Source organism: Pseudomonas sp. GLN_2, assembly GCF_043106005.1.
Classification (GTDB): Bacteria; Pseudomonadota; Gammaproteobacteria; order Pseudomonadales; family Pseudomonadaceae; genus Aquipseudomonas; species Aquipseudomonas alloputida.
In genome coordinates this window covers 154,825-167,662 of the sequence record NZ_JBICMC010000080.1, presented here as the reverse complement: position 1 = coordinate 167,662, position 12,838 = coordinate 154,825, and the positions used below count along the sequence as shown (strand labels likewise).

8 protein-coding genes are annotated in these 12,838 nt (G+C 62.4%); all 8 read right to left on the bottom strand.

The annotated features are described in order from the left end of the window. Positions 1 to 400: 400 nt before the first annotated feature. Positions 401 to 1,174: an enoyl-CoA hydratase gene (locus tag ACF8Q6_RS19520; RefSeq protein ID WP_003250095.1), complete on the bottom strand. Its 774-nt coding sequence runs from the start codon at positions 1,172 to 1,174 to the stop codon at positions 401 to 403. A 13-nt stretch (positions 1,175 to 1,187) separates the two neighbouring features. Next, positions 1,188 to 2,315 (bottom strand): acyl-CoA dehydrogenase, encoded by a 1,128-nt coding sequence (locus ACF8Q6_RS19515; protein WP_012053107.1) that lies wholly within the window; start codon positions 2,313 to 2,315, stop codon positions 1,188 to 1,190. An 8-nt stretch (positions 2,316 to 2,323) separates the two neighbouring features. Beyond that, positions 2,324 to 3,517, bottom strand: a complete 1,194-nt coding sequence (locus tag ACF8Q6_RS19510; RefSeq protein ID WP_392490222.1) for an acetyl-CoA C-acyltransferase — start codon at positions 3,515 to 3,517, stop codon at positions 2,324 to 2,326. Between the two features lie 11 nt (positions 3,518 to 3,528). Continuing rightward, a complete protein-coding gene (locus tag ACF8Q6_RS19505; protein ID WP_003250091.1) occupies positions 3,529 to 4,296 on the bottom strand; it encodes an SDR family NAD(P)-dependent oxidoreductase in 768 nt (255 codons plus the stop codon). 13 nt (positions 4,297 to 4,309) lie between these two features. Next, positions 4,310 to 5,956, bottom strand: a complete 1,647-nt coding sequence (locus ACF8Q6_RS19500; RefSeq protein WP_392490221.1) for an acyl-CoA synthetase — start codon at positions 5,954 to 5,956, stop codon at positions 4,310 to 4,312. Positions 5,957 to 6,078: 122 nt separating this feature from the next. Continuing rightward, a complete protein-coding gene (locus ACF8Q6_RS19495; protein WP_392490220.1) occupies positions 6,079 to 10,524 on the bottom strand; it encodes an NEL-type E3 ubiquitin ligase domain-containing protein in 4,446 nt (1,481 codons plus the stop codon). Positions 10,525 to 10,670: 146 nt separating this feature from the next. Beyond that, entirely contained in the window at positions 10,671 to 11,693 is a 1,023-nt protein-coding gene (locus ACF8Q6_RS19490; protein ID WP_392490219.1) for an AraC family transcriptional regulator, read from the bottom strand. A 200-nt stretch (positions 11,694 to 11,893) separates the two neighbouring features. Further along, the gene (locus tag ACF8Q6_RS19485; RefSeq protein WP_392490218.1) at positions 11,894 to 12,757 is read right to left on the bottom strand and encodes a LysR substrate-binding domain-containing protein; all 864 of its coding nucleotides are present in this window, start codon (positions 12,755 to 12,757) and stop codon (positions 11,894 to 11,896) included. Positions 12,758 to 12,838: the final 81 nt, after the last annotated feature.

The following is a 12,838-nucleotide window of genomic DNA, read 5'->3' as shown; positions in this document are numbered from 1 at the left end:
CTTGCTTCTTGCTTCTTGGATGTGGGCATTCACATCGAGTAGGTATTCATTCACGCAGGTGGCGCACAGTCACCTTTCCGCCCTTACGGCGGGTCACTTTTTGTCAAACGCGACAAAAAGTAACCAAAAAACGCTGGCTCCTATCATCCGGCCCCTGCGCTGCGCTCCGGGGTTCCCTCGCTACGGTCTTGCTCCCGGGAGTACGCGCTGCAGGCCCCATCCATGGGGCCTCAGCGCTTGACGGGCATCCATGCCCGTCACCTCCCTTCGCAAGCCCTACGCTCGGCCTCCTGAAGTCGCAATCCGCGTCGCCTGAACTATCGCGCACTTAGAAGCAAAAGCCACAGCAACGGCAACGGCAACGGCAACGGCAACGGCAACGGCAACGAACCGAGTCTGATCAACGGTCCTTGAACTGTGCCTCTCGCTTGGCGATGAATGCGGCCATGCCTTCTTTCTGGTCTTCGGTGGAGAACGCCGCATGGAAGACACGACGCTCAAAACGAACCCCCTCGCTGAGGGTGACTTCAAATGCTCGGTTGACGCTCTCCTTGACCATCATGCTCACCGGAATCGACTTGCTGGCAATGGTCGCCGCCACCTTCAGCGCCTCTTCCACCAGCTCTGCCTGCGGCACGATCCGCGCCACCAAACCTGCACGCTCGGCTTCTTCCGCCCCCATCAGGCGGCCGGTCAGGCAAAGCTCCATGGCCTTGGCCTTGCCCACCGCACGCGTCAGGCGCTGGGTACCGCCCATGCCCGGCAGCACGCCCAGGTTGATTTCCGGCTGACCAAATTTGGCATTGTCCGCAGCGAGGATAAAGTCGCACATCATCGCCAACTCACAGCCGCCGCCCAGGGCAAATCCAGACACGGCAGCAATGATCGGCTTACGGCGATTGGCGATGCGGTCAGCGTCGCTGAACAGGTCGTCGACGTAGATCTGCGGGTATTGCAGCTCGGCCATTTCCTTGATGTCCGCGCCAGCGGCAAAGGCCTTGGCCGAGCCTGTCAGTACCACGCAGCCGATGTTCGGGTCGCGCTCAAGCTGGTCCAAGGCCTGGTTGATCTCACCGACAATCTGCGCGTTCAGCGCATTGAGCGCCTGCGGCCGGTTGAGGGTGATCAGGCCGACCTTGCCGTGGATGTCCAACAGGATGGTTTCGAATGCCATGCAGTCTGCTCCTTCAAAGATTGCGCGCAATGACCATGCGCTGAATGTCGCTGGTGCCTTCGTAGATCTGGCAAACCCGAACGTCGCGGTAGATCCGCTCCAGCGGGAAGTCACTCAGATAGCCATAACCACCCAGGGTCTGCAAGGCATCCGAACAGACCTTTTCGGCCATTTCCGAGGCAAACAGCTTGGCCATCGACGCTTCAACCAGCGCCGGGCGCCCCGCATCACGAAGGGCAGCAGCGTGCAATACCATCTGCCGGGCAACGGAAACTTTCGTTGCCATGTCGGCCAGGCGAAACGCCACGGCCTGGTGCTCGATCAGCGGTTTGCCAAAGCTCTGGCGCTCGTTGGCATAGTCGCGCGCCACTTCGAACGCTGCGCGGGCCATACCCACCGCTTGCGAGGCGATGCCGATACGGCCGCCTTCAAGATTGGCCAGGGCGATCTTGTAGCCTTCACCCTCCGCACCCAGCCGGTTGGCCACTGGCACGTGCACATTGTCGAAAACGATCTGGCAGGTGTCGGAGGCGTGCTGGCCGAGTTTGTCCTCGACCCGCGCTACCTGGTAGCCCGGCGAATCGGTCGGCACGATGAAGGCGCTGATGCCACGCTTGCCGGCCTCCGGGTCGGTGACTGCAAACACGATCACGACGCCGGCGTTCTGCCCCGAGGTAATGAACTGCTTACTGCCATTGAGCACGTAATGGTCGCCCTCCAGGCGTGCACGGGTCTTCAGGCTGCTGGCATCGGAGCCAGCCTGCGGCTCGGTCAGGGCGAAAGCACCGAGCATCGCACCTGTCGCCAGCGGGGTGAGGAATTGCTCTTTCTGCTGCTCGTTGCCGAAGCGCAGGATCGGCACGCAACCCACCGAGTTGTGCACGCTCATGATGGTCGAGCAGGCGCCATCACCCGCAGCGATTTCCTCCAGCGCCATGGCATAGGCCACATAACCCGTGTCGCTTCCGCCCCACTGCTCGGGCACCAGCATGCCGAACAGGCCCAGTTCGGCCATTTCGTCGATGGCCTCTTTCGGAAAGCGATGGTCCTTGTCCCATTGCTCGGCAAACGGCTTCAGGCGTTCCTGGGCGAACGCACGAACCGCGTCGGCGATCTGTTGTTGCTCGTCATTTACCAGCATGGTTCACCTCAGTACAGGCATTCAACAGCCATGGCCGTGGCCTCGCCACCGCCGATGCAGATGGCCGCCACACCCCGTCGCAGATTGTTCTGGCGCAAGGCCGACAACAGGGTGACCAGAATACGTGCGCCAGAAGCGCCGATCGGGTGACCGAGGGCGCAGGCGCCGCCATGGATATTGACCTTGTCGTGTGGCAGGTCGAGGTGTTTCATGGCCGCCAGGGTGACCACGGCGAAGGCCTCGTTGATCTCGAACAGGTCGACTTCGGCCAGGTTCCAGCCGGTGCGCTTCATCAGTTTGTCGATCGCGGCGATCGGGGCGGTCGGGAACAACGCCGGGGTGTCGGCAAAGGCGGCGTGACCGTGGATGACGGCCAATGGCTTGAGGCCACGTTTGTCGGCCTCGGAGCGGCGCATCAGTATCAGCGCCGCAGCGCCGTCGGAAATCGAACTGGCGTTGGCCGCCGTCACGGTGCCGCCTTCACGAAACGCCGGTTTGAGCTGCGCAATCTTGTCCAGGCGCGCCTTGGGCGGCTGCTCGTCATCCTTGATGACGCGCTTTTCCTTGCCCTCGGTGACTTCCACCGGCACGATCTCGGCGGCAAAACGGCCGCTGCTGATGGCTTCCTGCGCTCGGGTCAGCGAGGCGATGGCGAACTGGTCCTGGGCCTCGCGGCTGAAGGCATTGACCTGGGCACAGTCCTCGGCAAAGGTGCCCATCAGGCGGCCTTTGTCGTAGGCGTCTTCAAGGCCGTCCATGAACATGTGGTCGATGATCTTGCCGTGGCCCATGCGGTAGCCGCCACGTGCTTTGTCCAGCAGGTACGGCGCGTTGGTCATGCTTTCCATGCCACCCGCCACCACCACGTCTGCGGTGCCGGCCAGCAGCAGGTCATGGGCCATGATCGCGGCTTGCATACCCGAGCCGCACATCTTGTTCAGGGTGGTGCAGGTGGTGTGTTTGTCCAGCCCGGCGCCCAGCGCGGCCTGGCGTGCCGGCGCCTGGCCCTGGCCGGCCGGCAGCACGCAGCCGAACAGTACCTGCTCGACACAGGCGGCATCGATGCCGGCACGTTCCACGGCAGCACGAATGGCGGCGCTGCCCAGTTGCGGCGCAGTCAGGCTCTTGAGGTCGCCCTGCAACCCGCCCATGGGCGTGCGCACGGCGCTGACGATAACGATGGGGTCATTGGCGAGGGTCATGTTCGCTCTCCTTACTTGGCAGCCATGCGCAGCGCACCGTCGAGGCGGATGACCTCACCGTTGAGCATGCTGTTCTCGATGATGTGGCGGGCCAGCGCGGCGTATTCCTGCGGGCGGCCCAAGCGGGGCGGGAACGGCACGCCGGCAGCCAGTGAAGCACGCACCTCATCGCTCATGCCGGCCATCATAGGTGTTTCAAAGATGCCCGGAGCGATGGTCATCACGCGGATGCCGAAGCGTGCCAGTTCGCGCGCAGCCGGCAAGGTCAGGCTGGCAATGGCACCCTTGGAGGCAGCGTAGGCGGCTTGGCCAATCTGGCCGTCATAGGCGGCAATGGAGGCCGTGTTGATGATGACCCCTCGCTCGCCGCTCTCATCGGCAGCCCCTTCGGCCATGGCCGCCGCAGCCAGACGCAACAGGTTGAAGCTGCCGATCAGGTTGACGTTGATGACCTTGGCGAAGCTGGCCAGGCCATGCGGGCCCTGCTTGCCCAGCACCTTCTCGGCACCGACGATGCCGGCACAATTGACCAACCCATGCAAGCTGCCAAAGGCGCTGACAGCTGCATCGACAGCCGACTGGGCCGCCTGCTCGTCACTGATATCAGCCACGGCGAAACGGGCGTTGTCGCCCAGTTCGCGGGCCTTGGCTTCGACAGCCTGCGCATTGAGGTCGACCAGCATGACCTTGGCGCCAGCCTCGACCAGCATCTGTGCAGTCGCGGCACCCAGCCCGGAAGCGGCGCCACTGACGATGAAATGTTTATTGGCTATGTGCATGAGTACTTTCCTTTCAGACGCTGACAGGGGTGGCCTGTTGCACTTGTTGTTTGGCGACTTCCTGGTTGCGCAGGATGAAGCGTTGCAGCTTGCCGCTCGGGGTCTTGGGCAGCTCGCTGACGAATTCGATTTCCCTGGGGTAGGCATGCGCGTAGAGGCGCTGGCGCACGTGCTGGCGCAAGGTTTCTTCCAGCTCGACGCTGCCGGCGTAGCCGCTGGCCAATACCACGAACGCCTTGATCAGCTCGGTGCGCTCCGGGTCGGGCTTGCCGATCACCGCGGCTTCGATCACCGCCGGGTGCTCGATCAACGCGCTTTCCACATCGAACGGCCCCACCCGGTAACCGGAGGTGGTGATCACGTCGTCGCTACGGCCAACGAAGCTGATGCTGCCATCCGGGTTCAGCTCGACAGTGTCGCCGCTGAGGTAGTACTTGCCGACGAAGGCTTTGGTCGGCAGGCCGTGGTAACCGCCGAACCAGCACAGCGGCGACTGCTCGCGGTCAACGGCGAGGATGCCTGGCTGGCCGGCTGGCCGCTCGTTGCCCTGTTCGTCCAGCACCACGATGCGGTGGCCGGGGATGGCATAACCGGCGGAGCCCAGGTGCACCGGGTGCTGCAGACCATGGTGATTGCACAGCACCATGCCCAGTTCGGTCTGGCCGTAGTGATCGTGAATGGTCACGCCCAGCTCGTCGGCGAACCAGCGGATCACCTCGGGGTTAAGCGGTTCGCCGGCACTGCTGACCACCCGCAGGCGGCCCTTGATCGGAACCGAAAAATCTTTGCCCGCCGCAATCAGCAAGCGATACGCGGTCGGCGAGCCGGCCAGGTTGGTGATGCCCAGCTTGTCGATCACCCGGGCGCAGCTCTCGACACTGAACGGGCCATCGTAGAACGTGGTGGCATGCCCCAGCGACAATGGGCCGGTAACGGCGTAATACAAGCCGTACGCCCAACCCGGGTCGGCCAGGTTCCAGAAGTTGTCTTCGGGCAGCAGCTCGATGGCATCACGCATGTAGCCCTGAAACGCGACGATCGCACGCAGTGGCACTTCCAGGGGTTTTGCCGGGCCAGTGGTTCCAGAAGTGAACATCAGCAGGAATGGATCGTTGCCTGAGCGCATCACCGGCTCACATACGTCCGCTGCGCGCTCCAGGCATTGCTGAAAGTCCAGCTCACCACTGCGGGCCTTGACAGTGATGATGGTCGGGCAGGCGTGCACGTCGTCCAGCTTGGCGCGGTTGTGGCTATCGGTGACCACCACTCGGGCATGGGATTGCTCAAGCCGGTGCTCGATGGCCTTGGGGCCGAACGCGGTGAACAAGGGCTGGTAAACCGCCCCGAGGCGCCAGGTAGCGAGGATGGTCACCAACAGTTCGGGGGTGCGCGGCATCAAGCCGGCAACCCGGTCGCCTGCGCCTACCCCCTGCGCCTTTAGCACATTGGCGAACCGGGCAGCCTGCACCTGAAGCTGATCGAAGCTATAGCGCGCGCTGTTACCATCGCGGTCTTCATGAATCAGTGCCAGCTTGCCGTCACCGGCATGGCGGTCACAGCATTCGACACAGGCATTAAGGGCTTCAAGGCTGCCGTGCAATGCCGCCACAACGGCCTCGTCATGGTCAAACGTGCGAGCGGCCTCGGCGTAATCGCGCATCATCGGACTCCTGGTTTCTTGTTTTTGGAGTTGAAGCATCGGTCCGACGATGTTCGCGCCGCTCATGCGCGGCGGCAATGGCCAAAGCTGTCAATCTGGATGACTGGTTTGGCCGCCGCCCATCACCCCTCTGCGCGCTCGGCTGCACGCAGGTAGGACTGGGTGAGCCCTGCGACCAGGCGTTCGATGTCGAGGTCCTGCTGTGCCTGCAGCCGGTGTAGTTGCTGCTCGAAGGCCGCCGGCACCAAGACAGGACGTTGAGCCTGCAGCTCAAGCGTACGCCGCGTGTAATCCGCACTGAGGGCATCGAACATCTGGTCATGTAGCTGGCGCAGGTAACGTCGCCAGAACGCGCGCTGGCTCAGGCTATCGGTCAGGCCCTCGATGGTCTGCGCGCGCGTAACCCGCAGGAACGCATCCTCTATCTGGGCCTGCGTCAGCGCGACAGCTTCGGGATAGCGCATGGCATATGGCTGGTTGGGCAGCTGCAACCGGCTACGAAGTTGCACCCTGTAAGCCAGCCCCAATGCCAACTGGTCAATATGTTCACTGGCAGCCAGACGCTGCCGGCCATCCTGGTAGGCAATCCCTTCCAGTTGATCCAGCCGAAACAGTTGCCTGCCCAGTTCGAGCAACTCTCCCCTGCTTTCAGGGTTGGCTGCGGCGGCTTCTGCCTGCGCCTGCCTCACCGATACTTGCAGTGCACTGAAGTGACTGGCAACGGCGTCCGAACATGACAGCGGCCGGCCGGCCTGTTCAAAGATCCGCCGGCACAGCACCGGGTCGCCGTCCAGCGTAGCCAGCAGTGTCCATACGCCGTCAACCAGCGCATCCCGCCCTTCACCCGCTTCGCTGTAGTCCGCTGTCATCTCCAGGCGAGCCAACAACCTGAACAACCCACTGCTACCCGCTTGCTCCAGCAACCGCAGCCACACGTCCTCCCGCTCGGCCTGAACCGTCGCATCCGTATGGCCCACCCAACGCGTACGGGCCCTGACCAGGTCAACTGACCCCAACTGCTCAGGGGAGTGCCGGTGCTCTTCGATCACATCGAGTGCATACAACCCTCTTTGCTGCATGACCGACAAGGGGTTGTTCTCTACCAGAATGGCGCGTCGAAATGCATAAGGCATCAGTTGGATCTCGGTGGGCACTTCGCGGAGTTGGTTGTTGCGCAGGTCAGCACGCTCGAGCAGACCACAGAGCTCCAGGCGACGCGGCCAGCTGCCCAGGCGACAATAACGCAGGTTCAGGCTTGTCAGCCGAGAAAGTTGATGGAAGCTCATGTCCAGCGCTTCCAGCCGGTTATGACTGAGATCAAGATGCGCAAGGTTGGACAAACCATGCAAAACGCCGATCGCCTGGGCATCGAGGCGTATCTCGTTATGCGCCAACCGAAGCGATTGAAGATTTGGTAAATGGGCAATGCCTGTTGGTAGACGCATCAACGCGTTGTTGTTGAGGTTCAGGTGCGTCAGGGCAGTGAAGGGGCGAAGGAAGTCGACCGGTATGTCAGTAATCCGGGTGTCGTTCACGCTCAGCAGGGTAATGCGATGGAAATCGATGTTCGGCGGCAGTGCCGGCAGTGTGCGCAAACCCGAACCGATCATCGACAAGCGCTGCCCTTGTGTTTGCCCCTCGCCGGCCGAAACAGGCTCGCCCTGCAGTCGCCAGGCTCGCAGGATGCTATCGGCCGTCAACCTGCGGGCGGCGCGTCGCCCCTCCTGCAACTCGGCACCGACCCAGCGATTCAGGTACAGCACCAGCTGGTCATGGGCTTCCTGCAGTTCTACCAGGCGCTCGAAGACTGGCTGCGGGCCTTGTTGCACACGCGCCAGCTCCACATCGAGCGCGGCCTCGTCCAGGCCAGGATAAAGCGACCTTAGCTGGTCACGAATGATCGCTCGCTCATCCCTGGGTGCAGCGCCAGGGCGGCCACTGAGCGGGTATCCCACGCGCCCATCGTCCATGCGACGCCCTGGATTGAGCCAGGCCTGCTCCTCTGGCCAGCCGAGCATGCGCGCGATATCCCAATGGGAAGCGGGTAACCGCGCCAGAAGTTTCTCACGCAATTGGCTCGCCGCAGCACTGCCCACCACTTGCATCGCTGCCCGCTGCTCTGATGTCAGTGCGGCAAAAAGCGCCTCGAAGATACATCCCGGCTCGTCAGCAATAAGCACGTGTGGCACACCTGACCCGTTGTAGATCAGAAACCTGCCTTCATGCCGGACCACTATTCTTCTTGCCTCGGTTTGCCCGCCGCTACCGAGGCGCCTGATAGACCGCCCATCCAGCCCGCTGTCACGCAAGTCAAGGTCAAGGTGCTCGAGTTCGAAGCTATCCAGCAACGCAAGGGCCAACTCGCCGGTGACATCACTGTACGCTGTGCTCAGATACAATCCCGCCAGCCCCCGGCTCAGGCGAGCCAGACGCAAGAGCGAACGGGCGTTGTTCGCGCACGGCAATGGCAGCCGCCGCTCGACCCGCGCCATTTGGTGCTCAAGCTCATGCGCTTGGCTGGTTACTTCATTGATGTAGGCCGAAGGCAAACCCGGGAAGTCCCGCTTGACCAACATGCTCAGCGGGTCTGCTGCAAGTGACTGCTCTGTCAGGTGGGCAAACAATTGCGGCCGCAACCCGGCCTCATGCACCCGGATCTGCTCCAGTCCGGCGCCCACGTCTGGCCTTGCTTCACACCAGGCCAGCAGTTCACTGTCCGATGGCACCAACGCCTTCAGCCGAACACGCTCGAAAAACGTTTGAATGCGTGCATGCGCCTGGAAGGCGCGCAAGGTTTGGCCAAGGCTCACCGGCGCCGGGCGATTTTCCACGAGAACGCCGCGCAACAAATCTTCATCGATACCTGCCACCCGCATGATCTGCTCGGCCTGATGTGCGTCGACAGGGGGATGCTGTGGCCATAATGCATCCAGCATGCGAGCAGGCGCCTGCCAGCTGAGTGGTTGCTCACGCATCAGCTGCCAGCCACGCTCACCATTGTGCAACACGACCGGCCCGTAGCCGCCCTCACTCGCTACATGGCGCAGGCGATAGGGGCCATCGGCGATAGGCTGATGCACTTCGAAGTTGCGCCCATCGATACGGACCCAGCGGCGGCCCGCCTCGCCATAGCGTCCCTCGTCAACCAGGTCGATAGCGCCCGGCAGTGATCGATAATTCCTGGCGTTGAACTGCCACAGGCGACCGCGCCCATTCCCAAGGCTTACCGGCTCCAGGCCCGCGACAAACGCACTGCGCACAAAACTGACACCCGCCACCGTCGCAGCGGTAGCCGCCAAGGTTTCGGCAACCCCCAGCAGATGCTGCAGCGCTTCGTGTTGGTGCCCTCTCGACCAATCCCGTGTCCCTTCGAACACTTCAGCGCACGTCTGGGCAACCACCTGACCCAGCAGCACGCCGCCCACAGCCGGGATGAACAAGCCAGCGAGGTTTACCAGGTCCAGACCTGCCGCTTTCCACTCAGCGTGTCTGGCGCTTACCGCCAGGCTATCAGCGTCGGCAGTCGGTACCAGCAGCAACCGGGCATCTTTCTTGACCCGTTGCACTTGCCGAGTCGCCAGTTGCGTGAAGATCCCTCCTTCAGGAGTTTCACCCTCAAGCTCCAGGTCCGGCAGCTTGTCTTTCAGGCGCTTGCCGAGGGTACTGACAAAACCTGCACGGTGCTCAAGGCTGATGAGCTGTGTGAAGTACTGCCAGTAAACGGGATCTGGCAACAACATCGCCACGGTACTGTTCATGGAGGCGGCATTGTCGAAGAACCGCAATGCCTGCCGGGGATCACCAGGCAGGTAAAGTACGATGCCCCGTTCATTTCCCGTCTTGTCATGCAGGTGGATCAGCAAGCCATCGACCACAGGTTTCCCTAGTGCCCTCAGCAGCATGGGTTTGCCTTCAAGCCCTCGTTGTCGCCGCTCCTGACCGTGGTCCACCAGCTCACGCAGTGCAAGCTGCACATCGACGCTTATGTTTCCCTGCAAAGCCGCAAGCTCGGTCGCCAGCTTCAACCCCGAACGTTTGTCTTCAGCCAGCACCGCCTGGGTAGCTGGCGGGAAGATCCTTTGCAACGCGTCCTGATAGCGCTGACCAACGTCCAGATTGCGACAGGCCGCAATCAATGCTTCCAGCGATGCATTCAATGGTTTATCGCTGCCTGGCAAAACCAGCCCCGTGCCCTCGTAGTAGCGGGTATTCGCAGCAAAGTTGCGCATCAGCCGCAGTAACCCGTTTTCACGCGTCTGGCTGTACCCGTATGTCTGTTGCAAGGTACCTGACAGTGTGCCGAAGCGCGGCGCTACCCGCAGCCATTCGAGCTGGGCAAATACCTGCCCGTCCGGCAACGGTGCATCCAGCAAAGCCGCCAGGTGCTTCTCGGCAAACTGCTGGAGCGGCAGTAACTCAAGCGTCAGGCCACTCAAGCGTGCCTGGCTGGCGTGGTGCGCGTTCAGGCTGGTGCGCAGGGTGTTGATCTGGCCCCGTGACGCGCGTTTGAGCCACTCAGGTAATCGGGCACCGATGAATGGGTCATGGCCCGTCGCGTTGATAATCATGGTGGGTTCCCCCCGCTATTTGACGAAGCCAACCATGTTGTTCAAATGCCGGGCCAGGAGGCAGAGGGAACGGGTTCGATCAGCGCCTGCTCGGTAAGCCCTCTGGGCCCGCGGGGTAATGCACTACGACGGGAAGTGTTCGCCCTTCAGTGCCCTGCTCCTCGCGCCTGGATCAATGCCCGATAATGCCCTGGGTTGCAGCCGAACCACTTGCGAAATGCCTTATAGAACGAGCTGCTGTCGGCGAACCCCAAGCGCTCGGCAAGCTCGCCCATGGCCAGGTCTTCCTGGCTGAGCCAGGCGATCGCCAGCTCCCGTCGTACGCTGTCCTTCAAGCCTTGGTAGTTCTGCCCCTCTTCTGCCAGGCGCCGCCGCAGGGTCGATGGCGACAGGCACAGCTGCCGGGCCAGGCGGTCAGCATCGGGCCACTGCGCAGGGGCCAGGCGCCGCAGGTCGGTGCGGATACGCCGCCCGAGGCTGGCCGGGTCACGGTATTTGACCAGGATATTGCCCGGCGCTTCGGCCAGAAAACGCTGCAGCTCCTCCTCGCTGCGCCGCAGGGGCAAGTCGAGGCATTGCGAAGCAATGATCATGCGTGTGCGTGGACGCTCAAAATGCAGGTTTTCCGAAAACATGACCCGGTAGTCGTCGCAAAAGGGTGGTTCGGTACACCGCAGATCAATGCTCAGAATCGGGATACGCCGCCCGGCCGCCCAGCAGGTCACGCCATGCACGATCATCCAGAACGTGAAATAGGTGAACGCGCGGCGCGGTTCGTCACGCGGCTCGTTGATGACAATTTCGGCCAAGCCTTGCTGGCGTACCAGGCTGGGCTGCATGTCTTGAAGCATCAGCGACAGAAATGCCAGCGAGGTTTCCAGGCCTGCACCCAGGGTTGGTTGGCCCATGCTGGCACGGCACATGAACGCCAGGCTGCCACTGCGCAGACCGCGCGGGTCCATCGCGAAAAACTCGTCGTTGCAGCGCCGGGCCAGCAAGCGCCACAGGCGGGCATAGGACTCGGCACTGACCCTTGCCTCTGGCAGGTGCAATTGTTCAACGGCGATGCCCGCCCTCGCCAGCAAGCCACTGTCAGGCTCACCGGCAGGGCAGGTCTGCAACAGCGCTTCGCGCACCAGCTGCATGGAAATGGTGTCTTTGTCGCTCATCGACGGTCCTGTCGGCTGATTGCCGGCCATTTTAGGGTCTGTATGAAAAGCCTTGAGACGAAGGTCAGGCAAGGCGAAAACAGCCGAGGAAGCGGAGTTTACGGGTTGTAAATGAGCATTCCGAGGCTGTTTTCAACGCAGCATCACCGAGTATCAAGGCTTTTCATACAGAGCCTAGGGTGCCCCGCAGCAAACAGCCATCATAGCCCCGCTGCCAGGCTCAGGAATGCCTGAATCAGGCGCAGTTCGCGACGGCGCTCCAGGCAGCCGATCACGTGTTGGTTGACAAGGCCCTCGCCGGCCAAGGGTCGTGCCACCACACGGGGATCATTGGCCACTTCAGTGGAAGAAACAACGCCAATACCCAGCTGCGAGGCCACGGCCTCGGTTACCGCCTCCCGGCTGTCCAGTTCCAGCAAAACACGCGGTTGCACGCCCGCCTTGATGCAGGCCTTGTCGAAGGTGCGCCGGGTGGTGGAGCTGGGTTCGCGCAGCACCATGATCTGCTGGTGCAGGTCGGCCAACGGCAAGTCCTCCTGCTCGCTGGCCCAGACGTGCCCCACGGGTAACAACGCACACAGGCGCGACTCACAGAGATTTTGCAGGTGCAGCCCTTTGCGCGGCTCGATTTCGGTCAGCACTGCCACGTCGGCATGCTCACCGAGCAGCGCAGCCAACGTCTCCTGTGCATTGCCCAGACGCAAGTTGACGGTGACGCCAGGGTACCGCTCACGCAGCAGCGCCAGCATCGGCATGACCCGGTGCGGGCCGTCGGCGGCTACCTCCAGGCGCCCGGTCAGCAACTGACGGTTGGCCTCGAGCATGGCCTGCGCTTCTTCAGCCAGGCCGAACATGGCGCGCGTGATGGCCGCCAGGCGCGTGCCCTCTTCGGTCAGTTCCACGCGCCGTGCAGTACGCCGCAGCAAGGTGATCTGGTAGTGCTCCTCCAGAGCCTTGACGTGCCCGGTCACCGCCGGCTGGCTGATGAAGAGGCGCTCGGCAGCACGGGTAAAGCTGCCCTCACGGGCCACGGCGTCGAAGGCGCGTAGCTGGAACAGGTTCATATTTATCGGCCTGACTTATAGCTGAGATAACAACAAACAATTTGATTGATGACAGCGCGAATTGCAACCTAGGCCTCGTAG

Excerpts from the sequence above, each read along its gene's own strand:
- ACF8Q6_RS19520 (WP_003250095.1), bottom strand. The coding sequence starts at position 1,174 with ATGGCATTCGAAACCATCCTGTTGGACATCCACGGCAAGGTCGGCCTG.
- ACF8Q6_RS19515 (WP_012053107.1), bottom strand. The coding sequence starts at position 2,315 with ATGCTGGTAAATGACGAGCAACAACAGATCGCCGACGCGGTTCGTGCG.
- ACF8Q6_RS19510 (WP_392490222.1), bottom strand. The coding sequence starts at position 3,517 with ATGACCCTCGCCAATGACCCCATCGTTATCGTCAGCGCCGTGCGCACG.
- ACF8Q6_RS19505 (WP_003250091.1), bottom strand. The coding sequence starts at position 4,296 with ATGCACATAGCCAATAAACATTTCATCGTCAGTGGCGCCGCTTCCGGG.
- ACF8Q6_RS19500 (WP_392490221.1), bottom strand. The coding sequence starts at position 5,956 with ATGCGCGATTACGCCGAGGCCGCTCGCACGTTTGACCATGACGAGGCC.
- ACF8Q6_RS19495 (WP_392490220.1), bottom strand. The coding sequence starts at position 10,524 with ATGATTATCAACGCGACGGGCCATGACCCATTCATCGGTGCCCGATTA.
- ACF8Q6_RS19490 (WP_392490219.1), bottom strand. The coding sequence starts at position 11,693 with ATGAGCGACAAAGACACCATTTCCATGCAGCTGGTGCGCGAAGCGCTG.
- ACF8Q6_RS19485 (WP_392490218.1), bottom strand. The coding sequence starts at position 12,757 with ATGAACCTGTTCCAGCTACGCGCCTTCGACGCCGTGGCCCGTGAGGGC.